At 72.0% G+C, this 18,424-nt stretch carries 15 protein-coding genes; 4 read left to right on the top strand and 11 right to left on the bottom strand.

The window, feature by feature from the left end:
- Positions 1–10: 10 nt before the first annotated feature.
- The 6 genes from ACIBVP_RS36380 to ACIBVP_RS36355 form a co-directional block, all read right to left on the bottom strand.
- Positions 11–2,245: an alpha-L-fucosidase gene (locus ACIBVP_RS36380; RefSeq protein ID WP_396111013.1), complete on the bottom strand. Its 2,235-nt coding sequence runs from the start codon at positions 2,243–2,245 to the stop codon at positions 11–13.
- Between the two features lie 215 nt (positions 2,246–2,460).
- Positions 2,461–3,663, bottom strand: coding sequence for a glycosyltransferase 87 family protein (locus tag ACIBVP_RS36375; RefSeq protein WP_396111012.1), 1,203 nt, complete (start codon positions 3,661–3,663; stop codon positions 2,461–2,463).
- 119 nt (positions 3,664–3,782) lie between these two features.
- Positions 3,783–5,306: a cytochrome bc complex cytochrome b subunit gene (locus tag ACIBVP_RS36370; protein ID WP_396111011.1), complete on the bottom strand. Its 1,524-nt coding sequence runs from the start codon at positions 5,304–5,306 to the stop codon at positions 3,783–3,785.
- A gap of 76 nt (positions 5,307–5,382) precedes the next feature.
- Positions 5,383–6,441 carry a flavin-containing monooxygenase gene (locus tag ACIBVP_RS36365; RefSeq protein WP_396111010.1) on the bottom strand — a complete coding sequence of 353 codons (1,059 nt, stop codon included), beginning with the start codon at positions 6,439–6,441 and terminating at the stop codon, positions 5,383–5,385.
- A gap of 14 nt (positions 6,442–6,455) precedes the next feature.
- Entirely contained in the window at positions 6,456–7,664 is a 1,209-nt protein-coding gene (locus tag ACIBVP_RS36360; protein WP_396111009.1) for an MFS transporter, read from the bottom strand.
- Positions 7,661–8,992 carry an NAD(P)-binding domain-containing protein gene (locus ACIBVP_RS36355; RefSeq protein ID WP_396111124.1) on the bottom strand — a complete coding sequence of 444 codons (1,332 nt, stop codon included), beginning with the start codon at positions 8,990–8,992 and terminating at the stop codon, positions 7,661–7,663. Before ACIBVP_RS36355 ends, ACIBVP_RS36360 begins: the two co-directional genes overlap by 4 nt.
- 127 nt (positions 8,993–9,119) lie before the next feature.
- Here ACIBVP_RS36355 and ACIBVP_RS36350 point away from each other — a divergent pair, with 127 nt between their 5' ends.
- Positions 9,120–9,974, top strand: a complete 855-nt coding sequence (locus tag ACIBVP_RS36350) for a helix-turn-helix domain-containing GNAT family N-acetyltransferase (protein WP_396111008.1) — start codon at positions 9,120–9,122, stop codon at positions 9,972–9,974.
- Here the strand turns inward: ACIBVP_RS36350 and ACIBVP_RS36345 are convergent.
- Positions 9,962–10,981, bottom strand: coding sequence for a hypothetical protein (locus ACIBVP_RS36345; RefSeq protein WP_396111007.1), 1,020 nt, complete (start codon positions 10,979–10,981; stop codon positions 9,962–9,964). The two genes, ACIBVP_RS36350 and ACIBVP_RS36345, sit on opposite strands and share 13 nt — an antisense overlap.
- 103 nt (positions 10,982–11,084) lie before the next feature.
- On the opposite strand from ACIBVP_RS36345, the gene ACIBVP_RS36340 reads away from it, so the two are divergent.
- Positions 11,085–11,762 (top strand): TetR/AcrR family transcriptional regulator, encoded by a 678-nt coding sequence (locus ACIBVP_RS36340; protein WP_396111006.1) that lies wholly within the window; start codon positions 11,085–11,087, stop codon positions 11,760–11,762.
- Here ACIBVP_RS36340 and ACIBVP_RS36335 read toward each other — a convergent pair.
- Complete coding sequence (locus ACIBVP_RS36335; protein WP_396111005.1) at positions 11,743–12,831, bottom strand: zinc-binding alcohol dehydrogenase; 1,089 nt, start codon at positions 12,829–12,831, stop codon at positions 11,743–11,745. The genes ACIBVP_RS36340 and ACIBVP_RS36335 overlap by 20 nt on opposite strands.
- Positions 12,824–13,795: a Gfo/Idh/MocA family protein gene (locus tag ACIBVP_RS36330; protein ID WP_396111004.1), complete on the bottom strand. Its 972-nt coding sequence runs from the start codon at positions 13,793–13,795 to the stop codon at positions 12,824–12,826. Before ACIBVP_RS36330 ends, ACIBVP_RS36335 begins: the two co-directional genes overlap by 8 nt.
- A 121-nt stretch (positions 13,796–13,916) precedes the next feature.
- On the opposite strand from ACIBVP_RS36330, the gene ACIBVP_RS36325 reads away from it, so the two are divergent.
- Together ACIBVP_RS36325 and ACIBVP_RS36320 are read left to right on the top strand one after the other, a co-directional pair.
- Positions 13,917–14,936, top strand: coding sequence for a glucosyl-3-phosphoglycerate synthase (locus ACIBVP_RS36325; protein ID WP_396111003.1), 1,020 nt, complete (start codon positions 13,917–13,919; stop codon positions 14,934–14,936).
- Entirely contained in the window at positions 14,933–16,162 is a 1,230-nt protein-coding gene (locus tag ACIBVP_RS36320; RefSeq protein ID WP_396111002.1) for a glycosyltransferase, read from the top strand. Before ACIBVP_RS36325 ends, ACIBVP_RS36320 begins: the two co-directional genes overlap by 4 nt.
- A gap of 15 nt (positions 16,163–16,177) precedes the next feature.
- Here the strand turns inward: ACIBVP_RS36320 and ACIBVP_RS36315 are convergent, their stop codons facing one another.
- Positions 16,178–17,062, bottom strand: coding sequence for a helix-turn-helix domain-containing protein (locus ACIBVP_RS36315; protein WP_396111001.1), 885 nt, complete (start codon positions 17,060–17,062; stop codon positions 16,178–16,180).
- Positions 17,063–17,200: 138 nt separating this feature from the next.
- A complete protein-coding gene (locus ACIBVP_RS36310; protein WP_396111000.1) occupies positions 17,201–18,334 on the bottom strand; it encodes a hypothetical protein in 1,134 nt (377 codons plus the stop codon).
- Positions 18,335–18,424 lie beyond the last annotated feature (90 nt).

Raw genomic sequence — 18,424 nt, 5'->3', positions numbered from 1 at the left:
GCCGGTCACCTCACGCACCACCGGCCGTGCCGCGGACTTCCACCTCGGCCAGCGACAACGGGTTGGTCGGCGACGCCAGCTGCACCCTGACGTGCCGGGCGGTGGTGCCGTCCGGCAGCCGCACGACCGACGGCGTGCCGGCCTGACCCGGCACGTGCACCGCGGTGACACCGGGTGTGGCGCGGGCCTCGGCCAGCGAGTCGGCGGTGATCGGGTCGTCCGAGGCAAGCACCCAGAAGTCGGACAACCGGTCGGCGCAGCAGTCGGTTCGGTTCCACACCTCCACGCTCGACACACCGGTGACCGCGCCGAGGTCCACCTGCCACCACGCCTGCTGGGACGGCTCCGCGGTGTGGGTGACCGAACCCGCACCGAACCTGCCGTCGGTGTTGCCGTCCACCGCGCGGGACGCGGGCGCCGACCATGCCGTCGACTGTTGCGTCGCCGGCCTGCCCAGCGCGAGGTTGGGCAGGTTCACCTCGACCGGCACGACGGTCGTCGTCGTCATCCGTCCGGTCCGGACGGACACGGCCAGCTCGTAGGTCCCCGGTTCCGCGCCGCGCGGCACGGTGATCCGCAGCGGCACCGGCTTCTCGGCGCCACCCGCCATCGGCGCCACGGAGGTCGACCGCGGTGACACGGTCCACCCCTGCGGCGCGGCGATGGTCACATCGCTCGCGGGCGAGAAGGACCGGCCCGTGTTGGTGACGGTGAGCGTGCCGTCGGCCTCGGTGCCCGGCGCCAGCTCGGCGGGCACCTCGGCACGGGTGCGCAGGATGGTGCGCACGCCCGGCGTGCTGATCCTGAACACGTACGCGTGCTTGCTCGCGGTCGCGTCCTGGCCTGGGGTCTCGACCACCACACGGCCGGCGGAGTCCTTGTGCCAGGCCAGTTCCCGGCCGTCGGACCCGAGCAGGGTGATCTCCGTGTCGCTGTCGACCGGCAGGTCCGTGCCCAGTGTCAGCTCGGCGCCCGGCCACGACAGCGCGGTGGCGTACACCGCGCCGTCCTTGACGGTGTACCGGACGTCGTCCGGACCGTCCGGCTCCGCGGCGTGGTTGAAGTAGGTCGTGCCGTAGATCGCCTCGCCGTTGATCCGCAGCCACTCGCCGACGTCCAGCAGCCGCTGCCGTTGCAGCTCCGGGATCGTGCCGTCGGCCTTCGGGCCGATGTTCAGCAGCAGGTTGCCGTTCTTGCTGACGATGTCCACCAGCGAGTCGACGAGCTGGTCGGACGTCAGGTAGTCCGACTCGGGTTCGTTGGCGTTGTAGCCGTAGGAGTGCGCGATGCCGCGGCTGGACTCCCACTTGTCCGGGTCGATGTCCGGCTTGACGGTGTACTCCGGGGTCTGGAAGTCCAGCTCGGTGCTGTCCAGCGCACCGGTCTGGATCTTGCAGCGGTTGGCGACCGCGACCTCCTTCGGGTTGTCGCGGTTCTTCGCGCCGTTGTAGAAGTCGGCGATCACCGGTGCGGTCCGCCAGTACGCGGCCGGCTTCTCCCATTGTCCGTCGCACCACAGGATGTCCGGGTCGTAGCGGTCGACCAGCTCACGCATCTGCGGGACCATGTAGGCGCCCACGTAGTCGTCCACGGCGGGCGCGCCCGTGTAGGGCACCTCCTCACCGGTGTACGGGTTGCGGGCCGGGCCACCGGTGTAGCTCGGGTTGTACCACTCGTAGAGCGAGTAGTAGAAGCCGGCCTTGAGCCTGCCGTCGCGGCGGGCGGCGGCGAACAGGTCTCCGGCGAGGTCGCGCCGAGGGCCGAGGTCGACGGTGTCCCGGCCGGACACGTCGCTGTCGAACAGCGCGGCGCCGTCGTGGTGCTTGGAGGTCAGTACGAAGTACTTCGCGCCCGCGTCGTTGAACAGCCGGACCCAGTCGGCCGGATCGAACTTCTCCGCCTTCCACTGGTGGATGAAGCTGTCATAGGGCGTCTGCGTGCCGTAGGTGTCGCGGTGGTGGCTGTTGGTCGGCGACCCGGTGTTGTTCATGTAGTTCCAGTACCACTCGGCATAGCTCCCGCGCGGTCCCCACGCGGGCACCGAGTAGGGGCCCCAGTGGATGAAGATGCCGAACTTGCCGTCGTCGAACCACTCCGGCGTCGGGTGGCTGTTGAGCGACTCGACCGTCGGCTCGTAGTCCGGAGTGGACGTCGGCGCCGCCGCGGCGGGCACGGTGAGCGCACTGCCCGCGAGCGCCGCCAGGGCCGCCAGCGACACGGCCGCGACACGAGTTCTTCCTCGCATGAACTACCTCCCGAACGGTTGTGGCCCGACCACTGGTGATGTACGCCAGGATAGATCCGACCAATGTGGGCCAACCTGCGGGAAAACACTGCGCCGATGCAGCATCCGATCCTCCAGTGAGAGAAGTGATCGGATGAAAGGTAACTCACGGCACCCAGTTGCACAAGGTTTCGCCAGGCGGGGAAAGCGTTTTCCTGCTCGCGTTCCCGCTTCGGTCACCGCCGGGCGCCCGCGCCTCGGCTCAGCGCGACGATGACGACCACCGCCAGGACCGGATAGGTGGCGGCGGCGAGCTGGGCGACCGGGGACATGTCGAGGTTCGCCGCGTTCGACATGGGGTAGAAGGCCGCCGGGGGGACGAGCCAGAAGACCACGCGCAGCGCGAACACGGCGACGGTGAGCGCGGTGAGCGCGAGCCACCAGACCGACCGGCGCCGCCAGGCGATGGCGGCGAGCACGACGACCAGCGGCACCGCCCACACCCAGTGCGGCAGCCAGGACACCGGCGACACCAGGAGCGTGGTCAGCACGCACACGAACACGCCACGCAGGGGGAAACCTCCGCGGTGCAGGGACACGGCGGCGGCCAGTCCGAGCAGGCCGACCACGGCCGCGACCGCGAGCCAGACGGGGCTCGTCGGCGTGTCGGTGCCGAGCAGCCGGGCGACCACGCCGCGCAGCGAGGCGTTGAACGGCGCCTGCGGCACACCGGGCCGGTTGGGCGACAGGCCGGGCCCGAACCAGTACGCCAGCGCGTCGCGCGGCACGGCGAGGAAGCCGACCAGGACCATGCCCGCGAAGGCGGCGAGGGCGGTCCCCGCGGCACGCGGCCGACCCGTGCACGCCAGGTACACCACGTAGACCAGTGGGATCAGCTTGATGCCGGCGGCGATCCCGATACCGACGCCCTGCCACCGCCTGCCTTCGCCCTTCACCAGGTCCAGCAGCACGAGGAACATCAGCATCGCGTTGAGCTGCCCGAGCGCGAGCTCGAGCTCGACCGGGACCGTGAACACCGCGAGCACGACGACGGCGGCGGTGAGGCCGGCGCGGTGCCGCGGGTCGCGTACGCCGACGGCGCCGAGCACCAGCCAGACCGAACCGGCGAGGAACGCGGCGTCGAGGACGACCCAGACCAACCCGGCGACGGCGAACGGGCCGAGCGCCGTCGGCGCGAAGAGCACGGCGGCGACCGGCGGGTAGGTGAAGAACATCTGGCTGAACGGCCGCAGCTCCAGGTACAGGTCGTGACCGGCGAGGAAGTTGCTCGCACCGAACCGGTACACGTCGAAATCGACGAGCCACATGTCTGTCTCGCCATGTCTCAGCCACACGAGGAACGCGGCCAGCACCGCGGCACCGCACACGCCCAGCAGCCACGGCGCACCGCGGCCGGTCTTCGAATCCACAGTGGACATCACAGAACACCTGCCGGCTCAGCAACGGGGATCGGACAACCACAGAGTCCCCCGCCGGAACGGATGTGAATAGTCCTCACTTATGGGATTCGGTCCTCGCCGACGGGACGATGTCCCACTCAGGGCACCTCGCCGGTCCCGGGATCCGGGCTGAAGAGGGAGCCTGCCACCGGACGGCCCGCGGCGCCGATCTTGTTCGGCTTCTTCGGCACCGGGGTGCCGCGGTAGTCGAGCGCGGCCGGGCCGAGCGGCTGGTGCACCTCGACGAGCCCACCGTGCGGCAGCCGCTTGACGATGCTGGTCGGGAGGCCGTGCCGGAGGATCTCGTGGTCGTGCCGTTGCAGGCCGAGGCAGAGCCGATAGGTCGCGAAGTAGGCCAGTGGCGGCAGCACCAGCAGCACGATGCGGGCGGTCCAGAGCAGGGTGTCGGCCGAGAGATCGAAGCGGAACGCCAGCACGTCGATGGCGGCGGCGAGTTGCAGGCAGCCGTAACCGGCCAGCACCGCGACGCCGAGCGCGGTTCGCCACGGCACGTCACGTGGCCGCTGCAGCAGGTTGTGCGGGGCGCGGTCGCGGCTGAACCGTTGCTCGAGCCTGGGATACAGCAGGAGGGCGAGGAAGCTCACCGGCAGGAACACCATCGCCGGCCAGAACTGCGGCGGTATCAGGTAGCCGCCCAGCTGGATCTCCCACGCCGGGAACAGCCGCACCGCGCCGTCGACCCAGCCGAAGTACCACGGTGACACCGAGCCCGCGGACACCTGCGCCGGGTTGCCCGGCCCGTAGTTCCACGCCGGGTTGATCTGGAACAACCCACCCATGAGGGCGAGCACGCCCACCGTCGCCATGACCACGATCGCCAGCCGGGCCGCGAAACCGGGCACCAGCCGGACACCGACGAGGTTGCGTTCGGTCCGCCGGTGTCCCCGGAACTGGGGCGGCCCGACGCGGCGCTGCAGGGCCGCACGCAGCACCAGCAGCCCGACCAGGCTCACGATCAACAGCCAGTGCACCGCGTAGACGCGCGGGATGACCTCGGTGCCCGGGAACTCGCCGCCGAACACGATCCAGTGCAGCCCGGTGCCCACCACCGGGGCCGACAGGATGTACCCGGAGATCATCCGCAGGCTGGTGTCGGACAGCATGTCAGCGCCCAGCAGCACACCCGTGAAGGCGGTGAAGATCCCCGCGATCAGCAGGAGCACGGTGACCGTCCACACAGGACGGTGTGGTCGCCGGAACCCGCCGGTGAAGAACATCACGGCGAGGTGCACCAGCAGCGAGCCGACGAACAACGACGACGCCCACGCGTGCATCTGCAGGATCAGCAGCCCACCACGCACCTCGAAGGCGATGTGCAGAACGCTGGCGTAGGCGCGCGTCATGTCGATGCCGCGCAGGTTGTCGAACGGGCCGTCGTAGGTGACGCTGCCCATCGACGGGTCGAAGTACAGCGCCAGAAGGCCGCGCGTCAGCAGCATGACGACGAGGCTGGCCGTCGTGATCCCGGCGATCAGCTGCGACCAGTGCGTGGGCAGGACCTGGTTGAACCGCCGGCGAAGGTCACCGGCCCTGGCGGTCTGCTGGCTCAGCCGATCCAGCAGGCGTCGGCGAGACCTCGTCGGCATCCGATACGTCCGCATGCCATGGAGACTCCGCGGAGCGCCGAAATGTGACAGTTCGACCGTAGGACCCCGGTCACAGCGCCTTCGCCGGCGTTCACCTCCCCTGGCCTGTCGTGATCGGCTGGGTGAGCCGCCGGAGGAGGCGGTGCACGACATAGCGGGCGTCGCGTCCGACACCCCGGAGGGTCGCGGAGGCGAAGCTGCGTTGCCATTCCAGCCCTACGAAGCCGAGCCCGGGGTGGGCGGTCGAGATGCCCTTGTGGTGCCCGCGTTCCGCCGGGTCCAAGTAGGACAGTGCGGGCCGGTAGCCGGTGGCGAGGAGGATGGTGTCGACGTGTTCGCGGGTGCCGTCGGGCCAGGCGACCGTGTCGCCGTCGACGTGGGTGAACACGGGGCGCTGGTCGGGTTGTCCGGCGTCCACGGCGCGCTGGTAGCGGCCGTCGTCGTTGACCGGGGTGTGCGGTGGGTTCCTGAGCAGGTGCCCGATGGGCAGGTGGTCGAAGCCCAGGGCGATGGACCAGAAGTGGACGTCGCGGCCGAGTGGGCGTTGCGGGGCGTACCTGACCGGCTTGCGGGTGGCGAGGGAGACGGTGGCGACCTTCGCCAGCTCGTAGCCGACCTGCACGGCGGTGTTCGCGGCGCCGACCACGATCACCCGCTGCCCGGCGAACGGGCCCGGTTCGCGGTAGTCGGCGGAGTGCAGGACCGTGCCGGTGAAGGTGTCCAGGCCCGGGAGCGCCGGGCGGTGCGGCGTGCTGAACGCGCCGGACGCGGCGATCACGACGGGCGCGGTCAGCTCGGCGCCGTCCGCTACCTGGACGGTGAACCGCCCGTCGCGGCGCCGGACCGAGGTGACGCGGTGCCCGGTGCGGATGTCGGCGTCGAGGTCCTTGGCGTAGTGGCGCAGGTAGTCGACGACCTCGTCGCGACGCGGGTAGCGGTCCGGGTCACCGGGGAAGGGCATCCCGGGCAAGGAGCTGTACCGCGCTGGTGAGAACAGGGTCAGGCTGTCGTAGTAGGAGGGCCAGGACCCGACGGGCTCGGGACCGGCTTCGAGGACGACCGGAGAACGGCCTGCTGCGCGGAGTGCGTGTGCGGCGGCCAGGCCGGACTGCCCGGCGCCGATGACGATGACGTCGCTGGCGTCGATCATGACAAGTACTGCCTCTACTGGGTTTTTGGGATGGTGAGGAAGGACAGTGCGGTCGCGACTGCGGCGAGCGCGCCGAGGATGAGGAACGTGGTGGCGTAGCTGCCGAACCACTCGGCGAGCGCGGCGCCCGCGAACGGGGCGAGTGCCATGGTGATGGTCACCGGCGCGGACAGCAGACCGGTGAGGTGGCCGTAGTGGCGACGACCCCACCGGTCGGTGACCGCGGTGGCCTGCACGAGCGTGAACAACCCCCGTGCCATGCCGCCCACGATCGCGGCGGCCACCAAGGCGACCGCGGTGTTCAGCACCCCGAGCAACGCGGTCGTGCCCGCGAGAGCGAACAGGATCGCGGCGGTCCGCGCCGGCACGCTGGTTTCGCGGACGATCCTGCCGTAACCGAGACGCCCGACGACCTGCCCGGCACCGGCGAGCCCGAGCGCGACCGCCGCCACCTGGGTGGACAGCCCGCGTTCCGTGAGCAGCGGCACGAGGTTGACGATCGCGGCGAACGTGGCGAGCGCGGCCAGGCTCAGCGTCACCGCCAGCATGACGAACGGCGTGGTCCGCGCGACGTGCCGTGGATCGGTGTCGGCCCGTCCCAGCTCGGGCGGAGGACGCGGCGGCCACGACAACCGCAGCCCGAACCAGTGCGCCGGAATCGTGACGACCGCGAGAATCCCGGCGAGCACCAGGTAGGTCCGCCGCCAGTCCACGTGCTGGGCGAGGGTGGCGGTGAGTGGCGCGAACACGGTACTCGCCAGCCCGCCCGCGAGCGTGAGGATCGTGAGCGCGCGGACCGGGTCGGGGCCGTACCAGCGGGTGAGCGCGGCGAACGCGGGCGGGTAGAGCACCGCGCCCATCGCGGCCCCCACCAGCACCCAGCCCGCGAAGAACCACGCCAGGTTCTGCGCGGTCGCGACGACCACGACCGCAGGCACGCCCAGCAACGACCCGGCCGTCATCACCCCGCGCGGACCGTGCCGGTCGAGCCGCCTGCCGACCGGGATCCCCACGAGCGCCGCGACCAGCTGGCTGACCGACAGGGCGGCGGTGATGACCGGGGACGACCAGCCTGTAGCGGCCGTGATGTCGCCGGCCAGCACCGGGAACGCGTAGTAGAGCACGCCCCAGCCGGTGATCTGCGTCGCGGACAGGGCGGCGAGCACCACCCACCGCCCCGCGTGCGACGCGCGACGCTCCTCCGTCGCCGCGGTGGCTGTCACCGGCTCTGCGGCGCGGACAGCGTGAGCACCTCCGGCTCGGTGGGCGCGCCGCAGCAGCCGCCCTGGCTCTGGGCGGGTTCGTCGAAGACGCCGGCGCCACCGCACACGCCCGTCTCGGGCAGGACCAGCTCGACCCGTTCGGCGGCCTCGTGGTCCCCGGCGAGTGCGGCGGCGATGGAGCGGACCTGTTCGTAGCCGGTCATCGCGAGGAAGGTCGGCGCGCGGCCGTAGCTCTTCATCCCCGCCAGGTACACGTCCGGCTCCGGGTGGGACAGTTCCTTGACGCCGTGCGGGTAGACGGTGCCGCACGAGTGCACGTTCGGGTCGACCAACGGGGCGAGCGCGACCGGCGCCTGCAGCGTCGCGTCCAGTTCCAACCGCAGCTCCGAGAGCCACGACAGGTCCGGCCGGAACCCGGCCGCCACCACCACCTCGTCCACATCGGACACCGTCTGCCCGCCATCGGACACCAGCGTCAGGGAGCCGTCGCGCCGCTCGACGGCCTGGGTGCGGAAGCCGGTCACCACCGCGATCCGCCCGGCGTCGACCGCTGCCTTCGCCCGCAGGCCCAGTGCACCGCGGGCGGGTAGCTGGTCGTGGTCCCCGCCGCCGAACGTCGAGCCGACCGCGCCGCGCCGCAGCAGCCACGTGACCCGCGTCGCGGGCTCCCGCTCGGCGAGGTCGGCGAACGCGACGAGCGCGGTGAGCGCCGAGTGCCCGCTGCCCGCGATCACCACGTGCCTGCCCGCGTACCGCGTCCGCACGGCGTCGGCGGTGAGGTCGGGCACCCGGTAGGAGATCCGGTCCGCCGCGGCACGCTCGCCGAGCGCGGGCAGCCCGTCCCCACCCAGCGGGTTGGGGGTGCCCCAGGTGCCGGACGCGTCGATGACCGCACGCGCGGCGATCCGCTCCTCGCTCCCGTCGGCGCGCCGGACGTGCACGGTCAGCGGCTCGCTGTCCCGGCCCGCGTCGACCACCCGGTCCCGGCCCCGCCGCGCGACACCGACCACCTCGGCCCCGAACCGGACCCGGTCACCGAGCACGTCGGCAAGCGGCCGGAGGTACTCGGCGGCCCACTCCGCACCGGTCGGGTACGCGGCGCCGTCGGGCCGCTGCCGGCCGGCGCCCGCCAGCAGCCGCCCGGCGGCCGGTGCCACCAGCTCCGACCACTGGGAGAACAACCGCACGTGATGCCACTCGGCGACCGCCGCGCCCGCCCGGTCCGCCCGCTCCAGCACCAACGGCTCCTGACCACGCTCGACCAGCTCGGCGGCGGCCGCGAGACCCACCGGACCGGCACCGACCACCACCACGGGCAGCTCCGACATCACCGACTCCATTCATCGACAGTGTTCGATTGATTGAGGCGACAGTATCGATGAGAGTCGATAAATGCAACGGGTCGGCCACCCGAGGAGTTTGACGCCTCATCGACGCGCGTCGATACTCAGGAGCATGACCGCCACCGTCCCCGCGACCACGGTGCTCCCGGAACAGGAAGCCGCGACCTACGCCGAATGGTTCGCGAGCCTCGCCGAACCCACCCGCGTCCGCCTCCTGAACACCGTGGCCACCACCCCCGGCGGTCTCACGATCGGCCGGCTCACCGAGCTGCTCGGCATCAGCCAGTCCACCTGCTCCCACCACGTCCGCAAACTCGCCGACGTCGGCTTCCTCAGGCTGCACAAGGAAGGCACCAGCACCCGCGTCGTCGTCAACGAAGCCTGCTGCGTCGGCCTCCCCCACGCCGCCGACGCCGTCATGGGCCTGCTCACGCGACGTCCGTGCTGCCCGCCGGACGTCCCGGCCGACGTGACCGTCCGCGCGCTCGAACCCGGCGACTGGCCCGCGGTCCGCCGCATCTACGGCGAAGGCATCGCCACCGGCGTCGCCACCTTCGACACGACCGTCCCCTCCCGCGCGTCACTGGACGCCAGATGGCTCCCGGACCACCGCTGGGTCGCCGAACGGGACGGCGAGGTCGTCGGCTGGACCGCCCTGTCCCCCTTCTCCAGCCGCGAGTGCTACTCCGGTGTCGCCGAGAGCGCCATCTACGTCGCCGACGGACATCGGGGCGCCGGGGTCGGCAAGGCCCTGATCCGGCACCAGGTCGTCGCCGCCGACGAGGCCGGGCTCTGGACCCTCCAGACCACGATCTTCACCGAGAACCGCGCGAGCGTCGCCCTGCACCACCAGGCCGGCTACCGCACGGTCGGCATCCGCGAACGCATCGCCCAACGAGACGGCACCTGGTACGACACCGTCCTCATGGAACGCCGCTCCGACCGCACGGGCGATCAGTCGCGGTAGTAGTCGGCGATGGCGGCGAAGGCGGCCTTGGGTTCCCACGGCATACCCGGATAGGTGTCGCCACCGCGGTCTTCGAGGACCTTGACGATGCCGAGGCTGGCCAGGTCCAGGTCACGGCGAGGGTCGTCGGGACGGTGCGGGTAGTTGGCGAGCGCGAAAAGGTACACGAATGCGCCGTCCACACCTTCGGCGTCAAAGATCTCCAGCAGCTCGCGCAGGTAGGCGGCCTGACCGGCCTCGTCGCGGTCGTACTCCCCGTTCAGCCGAACCGGGTGGCCGGTCTCGTCGTACTCGACGATCTCCATGCTGCGCGGCGCCATGTCGCCTGCGCCGCGCCAGGTGGCGGTGCCGAAGCCGGTGATCGCGACGGGCTTTCCCTGCGCCACGAGGGTGCGTACGCCTTCCTGGAACCGGTCGGCCACCTCGGCGGACCGGATGAGTTCGACCGACATGATGTCGAAGAGGGTCCAGTCGACCCGCTCGAACGGGATGCAGGCATAGGTGATCTTCCCGTGAAAGTGCCCGCGGACCGTTGCCACGGCAGCACGGAGGAAGTCGTTGAGGCGGACGCTCGCCTCGGCGGTGCGCTCGCCAAGGCTGTCCGGCCGGCTGAACAGTCGATCGAGCCGCTCGGTGATGTTGTCACCGGGGAGGAATCCCCGGTCCATGAGGCTCAGTTCGACGCCGGTGACGAACACGACGTCGGCTCCCGCCCGCCGGACCCGCTCCGCCCGCTCCGCGCAGTCGGCGAACAGCGACAGCATCTGCGCGGTCGTCAGGTCCAGCGGGTAGGGCGAGAACCAGACCTCCAGTCCGAGTTCGGCGGCGCACCGGGCAGCCAGTTCCAGCCGCTCCGGATCGCCGCCGACGACGTGCACGGCGTTGCAGTGCAGGTCGTCACGGATGATGGCCAGTTCCCGCTTCACCTGGTCGAGATCGAAGGTCGCGCGGGAGATCTCGCCGCCCCGGACAAAGCCGGTGTCGTAGGCGATGCCTTTGGCTCGCATGGGTTTGGTCCTCTCGTGTCGCGATGTGGCGCCCCCGAGACTAGGAAGAAAAGTGCGTGCACGCAAATTTGCGTGGTCGCAGGTTGCTTGGGATACTCGACCGGTGACGACACGACGGACGGGGTTGCGCGAGCAGAAGAAGCAGGCCACCAGACAGGCTTTGCGCGAGGCCGCGCTGCGGCTGGCCCTGCGGCACGGCCCCGAGAACGTGCGCGTCGATGACATCGCCGAGGCGGCCGGAGTCTCCCCCAGGACCTACAACAACTACTTCTCCAGCCGCGAACAGGCCATCGTCGCCGCCGTCACCGCCGAACGGGAAGCGCGGGTCGCGGCGGCGGTGACGGCCCGGCCCGGCGTCGGCCTCGCCGACGCCGTCGTCGACGCGATCGTCGAGCAGTACACCGACCCGGGAGAGCACCATCGCGACGCGCTGCTGCTGATCACCACCCGGCCGGCGCTGCGCGACGCGTTCGTCGACACCACCGGCGCGATCGAGCTTCCCCTCGCCGACGCGATCGCCGAACGCCTCGGCGACACCACGCCGTACGTCGCCCATGTGCTCGCGGCGAGCGTGACCGCCGCGGTTCGCATCGCACTGCGGCAATGGCTACAGCCGAGCACCGCGCCGCTCACGACCGGCGGGCTCGTCGTGCCGTCCGGCTCGCTGCCCGACCTGCTCCGCACCGCACTCACACCGCTCGCCCCCGCACTCGACGCCGCCGAGGACCGAGCACGACAACGCTCACACCGGCACAGTTCGGCTACCGGTCGTCGAAGGTGAAGACCGCCTGCAGGACGTGCCTGCGGTGGTCGGCCAGGTCGGCGAGCAGGGCCGGCGCGTGGTCGAGCGGCACCAGGTCGGTGATGACGTGTTCGCGCACGCCCTTCCCTTCGGCGCGCAGCAGTTGGATGGTCTCCGCGGAGAGCCGTTCGCGGTCCCACAGGTGGGCGGTGCCCCTGGGCACCCGCCCGATCTGCGCGCAGCGGATCGTGAGGCCGTTGTGGTGGAACTCCTCGCCCAGGCGCAGTGCCTCGGCGCCGCCTCCGTAGAACGCGAGGTCGATCGCGGTGCCCTGCGGCCGGAGCAGTCTGAGCGCGATGGCGAGGCTCTCCGCGTTGCCCCGGCACTGGAACACGACGTCCGCGCCGCGGTCGCCTGCCGCGTGCCGCCACCGGGACTTCAGCGTCGTCGCGGGGTCGTCGCCCGGGTCGAGCACCTCGAAGCCGAGGGCGGTCGCGGCGGCCTGCCGCTCGGGCGTGGGATCGACGAGCACCACCTCCTCGGCACCGTGGTGCCGGGCGAACAAGGCGGTCAGCACGCCGACCACGCCCGCACCGGTGACCGCGATCCGGCGGCCGAGCACGCCGTCGGCCAGGGCGCGCACGTCGGTTCCGTGCAGTTCGGCGGCCGCGTGCAGGAGTCCGTTCGCGCAGATCGGGCCCATGTGGGCGACGTAGATGCCGAGCAGCGGATCGAGGTCGTCCGGGAGCGGCACCACCCGGTCGGCGAGGGGGTCGGCGCGGTAGCCGGAGCGGTGACCGTAGGTCATCGCCACCGTGGTGCCCGCCGTGACCGCGGGCGTGCGGCTCTCCCGCACGACCGCCACCTCCATGTAGCCGAGCTTGCGGACCGGGTAGCCGACGCCGCCCGGCCGGAACAGGCCGAGTTCGGTGTCCCACGTCGCGTGGAGGAAAGGGTTGGTGCCCTTGAGGAAGCTCAGCTCCGTACCCGCGGACAGTCCGCTGTAGACGGTCTCGGCCCGGAACTCGCCCTCGGCGGGACGTTCGGCCCGCTCGGTGGCCACGCAGACCCGGCCGGGTTCCTCGACGACCAGAACGCGTTCATCCATCGCGGTCCTCCGCCACGCGCACCGGGCGGCCGTCCACCACGGACCGTGCGAGCGCGCACGCCAGCCGGTGGGTGCGCAACGCCTCCGCGTAGGGCACCAGCACGTCGTCGCCGCGGCCGAGCACGGCGTCGACGAACGCCCGGTCCGCGGCGCGCTTGGCGTCGTCGGGATCGACCGCCTCCCACACCGGCTCGTCCACGCCCGTGCGGACCGCCATGCCGTCCTCGGTGACGGTGACCGCGAGACCGTCCGCGAAGACCTCCAGCCCGGCACGCTGCTTCCAGCCCAGCACGCAGGTCGCGGCCAGGGTGCCGACCGCCCCGTCCGCGAACCGCAACGCCGCGGCCGTCGCCCCGTCGACGTCGCCACCGTTCGCCGGTGCACCGGCCACGGCGTGCACCTCGGTGACCTCGCCCGCCAGCAACCGGGCCAGGTCCAGCACGTGCACCGCCTGCTCGACGGCCTGCCCGCCGGACCGGTCCCGGTGCGACCACCACGGCACGGGCGGCACCTTGTCGAGCCACGCGCCGACGACGAGCCGGACGGGGCGGTCCGCGAGCAGTTCACGGGCGCGGCGCACGGAGGCGGCGTAGCGCCAGTGGTGCCCGACCGCGGTCGGCACCCCGGCGTCGGCGACCGTCCTGGCGACCTGTTCGGGCACGGTCAGGTCGAGGCCGAGCGGTTTCTCCACGAACATCGGCAGGCCCGCGGCGGCCACCGCCTCCTCGATCTGCCCGTGCCCGAACGGCGGGACGCACACGTACGCGGCGTCCACACCGGAGTCGAGCAACGCGGCGAGATCGGCCACGGGTCGCGCGCCGTGCGTGCGCGCGAACGCCGCCCTGCGCGGCTCGTCGGGGTCGGTCACCGCGACGACCCTGACCTCGGGGAACCCGCTCAACATGCGGGCGTGCCGGTCCGCGACCCCGCCGGCGCCCACGAACCCGATCCGGCAGTCACGCACAAGTCCTCCTCGGTCACCCTGTGCTTTCAGGCCCCTTCGAGAAGGAGTTGCCACACCGAAGGGACCCAAAACAGAACACGTTGGACGGTTTGACGGGCGTGGACGGGGAAGTTCTCCCGTCGTGACTGACAGGCCCGTACTGCACCGCGCGGTCGCGGACTGGCTGCCCCGCCGCAGCTGGCACCGCGACCGGTGGAGTGCGGACGCGCTGCTGTCGCACAAGGACGGACAGCGGGTCAGCGTGGTGATTCCCGCGCAGAACGAGGAACGCACGATCGGCCACATCGTCGCCACCGTGTGCCGGTGCCTGATGTCGGCCGTTCCGCTGGTCGACGAGCTGATCGTGGTGGACTCCCGGTCCACCGACACCACCGCGGCCACCGCGGCGGCGGCCGGTGCCACCGTGGTGGCGCAGGACGACGTCCTCCCCGAGCTGGGCCCCATGTCCGGCAAGGGCGACGCGCTGTGGAAGGGCCTCGCGGCCAGCACCGGCGACATCGTCGCGTTCGTCGACGGGGACCTGCGGGACTTCTCCGCACAGTTCGTCACCGGGCTGCTCGGCCCGCTGCTCACCGAACCCGGCGTCGGCTACGTGAAGGGGTTCTACCAGCGTCCGCTCGCCGACGGCGGCGGCGTGGACCGCGACGGCGGGGGCCGGGTGACCGAACTGGTGGCACGTCCCCTGCTCGACCTCTACTGGCCGGAGCTCTCCGGTTTCGTCCAGCCGCTGGCCGGTGAGTACGCGGGACGTCGCGACGTGCTCACCCGGGTGCCGTTCGTCGCCGACTACGGTGTCGAGGTCGGTCACCTGATCGACCTGCTCCACGGCCGGGGTCTCGACGCGCTCGGCCAGGTGGACCTCGGTGTCCGCCTGCACCGCCACCAGCCCAACCACCGCCTCGGGCGCATGTCCGCGCAGATCCTGCTCACCGTGCTCAGCAGGCTGGAGACGGCGGGCCGGCTGACGGGCGCGACCCCGCCGTCGACCACGCTCGCCCAGTTCCTCGGCACGGACACCGACGAGGACGACCGGCGTGACGACGGCCTGGACCTGCCAGAACTCGGCCGCAGGCTGGTGCTGACCCGCGTGCGGCCGGAGGAACGACCACCGCTGACGACCGTGACGGAGGCCCGGCGATGAGCCTCACCGTTCTCATGAACGCGGGCCCCTGGCTGCCGGTCCCGCCCAACGGCTACGGCGGCATCGAGAACGTCGTCGCGACGCTCACGACCGCGCTGCGCGGGATGGGCGTGCGGGTGGTGCTCGCCACGGTCGGTGACAGCACCCTCCCCGCCGACGAGCGGATCACGCACTTCCCCCACGGCCAGTTCGAACACCTGCTCGAGCCGTACAACCGCGTGTCGGGGCTCGCCCACGCGCACCAGCAGCGGGTGCTCACCGAGCTGCGGCGCCGCGACGACGTCGACCTCGTGCACGACCACGTCGAGGTGGTCGGGCCGAGCACACTCGCGGGCACCGACATACCGGCACTGCACACCCTGCACTGGGATCCCCGGCGGCACGCCGACTTCTACACCGCGCTCGACGGCGGCCCGCACCTGCGCGTCAACGGCGTCTCCCGCGCCCAGCTCGCCTCGGCACCCGCGCGCCTGCGGGCACGCAGCGTCGGACACGTGCACCTGGCCACCCCGCTCGCCGACGGCGCGGCGGGCAGACCCGTGCCGCACAAGGAGGACCACGTGGTGGTGCTCGGCAGGATCACCCCGTGCAAGGGTCAGCACGTGGCGATCCGGGTCGCCGCCCAGGCCGGGGCACCGCTGGTGCTCGCCGGTCCCGTCGGGCCCTACCGGAACCGGGCCGAGCTGGACACGGCACTGCGTGCGAACGCGGACGCCGGGACGCACCCGGACGTGCGGTACTTCCTCGACGAGATCTCCGCCCACGTCGACGGCAGGCGGGTGACCTGGCCGGGCAGCCTCTGCGACGCGGAGCGGGCCCTGCTCCTCGGCACCGCGCGAGCGGCCCTGTTCCCCATCGAGTGGGACGAACCGGGCGGCACCGCGATGATCGAGTCGCTCGCCCTCGCCTGCCCCGTCATCGGTTACCGGCGCGGTTGCCTGCCCGAGCTCGTCGACCACGGCCGCACCGGCCTGCTCGCCGACCCCGGCGACGAGGACCGGCTCGCCGCGCACCTCCTCGCGGCAGGCGCCATCGACCCGACGGCCTGCGCTCGCGAAGCCGCCAGGAGGTTCACGCCCCGGGTCATGGCGCGGCGGTACCTCCAGCTGTACCGGCAGGTCCTGGCCACGGCCGAGGGCCGTGCCCCCGCGGACGACGTCGTCGCGGTCACGAGCCTGTCGGGACCACGCGCGTCAGGCGCGCCCGCGCCAGGACGAGGTGCGTGACGGGGCGCCCCGGCACTACCACTCCCACTGGATGCCGAGCACCCCCGAGCTGACGGCCGACGCGACCAGGTGCACGGTGTCGTGTGGACTGAGCGCGAGCCTGCCGGTGGGGTGGCGCTCGTCGCTCAGGTCGCGCTGCGCGAAGGAGTGACAGGCCACGGGCCGCGCCGAGGGGTGGAACCGCACCTCCAGCACGTACTGCTCGGCCGGATACCGGAAACCGTGGGCGAACTCGCTGGAGACCCCGGCCGTCGGGTCGACCAGGTCGCACTCGAACACCCAGGTCTCCCCCACGTCCAGGACGTGGCCGAAGAGCAGTTCGTAGACCAGGGCCGGTGCGCTGGGATGGGGCACGAACCGGCCGAGCAGGCAGTTGCCGAGCGAACGCGGACGCACCAACTGGGGAACGCACCCGGGGTTGCCGTAGTACCGGGCGACATAGCGGTCGACCCCGTGCCGCACGGCGCGGACCGCCGTCCGCGTCCACACCGAGGAGGTGCGCCGCTGCGCGTCGACGACGACCTTGTGCTGGACACTGACCAGCTCCACACCGCGTTCCCGCGCCCCGGGAACCGCGTCGAGCAGGTCCGTGATCGGCGCGATGTCGGCGACTCCGGCACGGGACGCGCGGTTCGCCGCGGGCAGCAGGCCGATGAGGGACTCCGGCGGCAGCCCGAGGACCTCTTCCAGCGCCCGCACGGCACGCAACGACGCCGCGGTGTCCGGGCGTGACTGCCCGGTCTGCCAGTTGCTGAGGCTCGACACCCCGACCGAGATACCGCGGCGGGCGAGGTGGGACCGCAACCGGTCCAGTGTCAGGCCACGTTCCCGGATGGCCACGCGCAGCGCGACGTGGAAGGGCTCCGTGTAGAGGTGCGCGCCGGGCCGCCGCTGTTCCATCGCGTGCCTGAGTTCCCCGTGCGGTGTCGACCGCCGCCGTTGGCGGTGCCGTCGATTTTACCGGCCACCGCAAGCACATGCGGCCCGCGCGGGCGCCTGCCGGCCGGGCACCGCGCACGCCCGGCCGGCAGGTCGCGGTCACGGGATGGTGACCCCGAAATCGCGGTTCGCGGTGGCGAAGTCCTGGAAGCCCAGCCGGGCCCCGGCCGACCGCGTCACCGTGCCGTTCGCGACCACCCCGCCGGAGGCGCTGGAGTACACGGAACCGCCGCTGTCACCACCTCGCGCGGCTGTCTGCCCCTGGGTCTGCTCGGCCTCGACGAGGTCCTCGCGGTCCTGCCAGAAGAAGATGACCCGCAGGTTGCACACCGGCCCACCGGTCGCCTCCGCGCTGGTGACACCCGACTGGCAGAGGTACTGCCCGACGAACACGTGCCCCCACCCCGTCACCCGGACGCCGGTGTTGCTGTCGCCGCCGCCGATGTAGATGACGTTCTCGCTCGCGGCCGGGATGAGCCCGATGTCGTGGTCGTCGTGCCCTCGGCTGGTGAAGCCGATGAGCTCCCCCGTGCCGTCGGCGATCCTGCTCCCGACCTGACCGCAGTGCTCGGCGGTGAGGATGTACCGCTGGTTCGCCGCGTCCCGCACGCCGAAGCCGGACGTGCACAGGGTGCTCGCCGTCTGGTTCCACGTGCGCGCACCGCCCCACCACGGCGGGGAGTCGTCCTGCCGTGACACGTCGGTCATCGGCTCCTCGTGCAGGACCGTGAGCGGTACGCCCGCCGCCGCGCGCAACGTCGCGACGTCGGCGGCGCGTGTGGCCACGCCCGGGTGGGCCGCGAGCACGAGCCCGCTGCCGTCGCCGGGGCTCTTCACACCGTGGATCCCGGTCCCCGGGTTCGCGTCCAGCCACGCCTGGACCTCGCGGGCGGCGGCGGCGATCTCGGCCTCGGAGTGCGCGGCGGCCGCCACGCGCACGGGGACGTCACGGGACACGCGGGTCACCACCGTCGCGACGGCCTTGGGCACCGCTCCCTTCCACCACAGGGTGACCTCCCGGTCCCCCAGGACGATTCCCGCGTACCCCGGGGCGCCGCCGATCGCGGACCGCAGCGTCTCCGCTGCCTCGACCAGCGGCCGCTGCGCGCGGGACAGGTCGGTGGCCGTCACGACATGTCTGCCCTCGGCGTGCGCGGCGGGCACGGCGGCGACCGACGCGCAGGCGACCACCACGGCGGCGAACAACGCACCAGCTCTGCTTCGTGAACTCACGGACGAACTCCTTGTGTCGCAGGGAGAGCCCCGTCCTCCACGGACGAAGGCCCTACCGCGATGACACCGGACCGCGAGCGCTGCGGACAA

Source organism: Actinophytocola sp. NPDC049390, assembly GCF_044466355.1.
Classification (GTDB): Bacteria; Actinomycetota; Actinomycetes; order Mycobacteriales; family Pseudonocardiaceae; genus Actinophytocola.
Note: the sequence above shows the minus strand (reverse complement) of the source record. Positions and strands in the feature narration are given on the sequence as shown.

Bases quoted from the DNA above. Each gene is read 5' to 3' on its own strand.
- ACIBVP_RS36380 (WP_396111013.1), bottom strand. From the start codon at position 2,245: ATGCGAGGAAGAACTCGTGTCGCGGCCGTGTCGCTGGCGGCCCTGGCG.
- ACIBVP_RS36375 (WP_396111012.1), bottom strand. From the start codon at position 3,663: ATGTCCACTGTGGATTCGAAGACCGGCCGCGGTGCGCCGTGGCTGCTG.
- ACIBVP_RS36370 (WP_396111011.1), bottom strand. From the start codon at position 5,306: ATGCGGACGTATCGGATGCCGACGAGGTCTCGCCGACGCCTGCTGGAT.
- ACIBVP_RS36365 (WP_396111010.1), bottom strand. From the start codon at position 6,441: ATGATCGACGCCAGCGACGTCATCGTCATCGGCGCCGGGCAGTCCGGC.
- ACIBVP_RS36355 (WP_396111124.1), bottom strand. From the start codon at position 8,992: ATGTCGGAGCTGCCCGTGGTGGTGGTCGGTGCCGGTCCGGTGGGTCTC.
- ACIBVP_RS36350 (WP_396111008.1), top strand. From the start codon at position 9,120: ATGACCGCCACCGTCCCCGCGACCACGGTGCTCCCGGAACAGGAAGCC.
- ACIBVP_RS36345 (WP_396111007.1), bottom strand. From the start codon at position 10,981: ATGCGAGCCAAAGGCATCGCCTACGACACCGGCTTTGTCCGGGGCGGC.
- ACIBVP_RS36335 (WP_396111005.1), bottom strand. From the start codon at position 12,831: ATGGATGAACGCGTTCTGGTCGTCGAGGAACCCGGCCGGGTCTGCGTG.
- ACIBVP_RS36320 (WP_396111002.1), top strand. From the start codon at position 14,933: ATGAGCCTCACCGTTCTCATGAACGCGGGCCCCTGGCTGCCGGTCCCG.
- ACIBVP_RS36315 (WP_396111001.1), bottom strand. From the start codon at position 17,062: ATGGAACAGCGGCGGCCCGGCGCGCACCTCTACACGGAGCCCTTCCAC.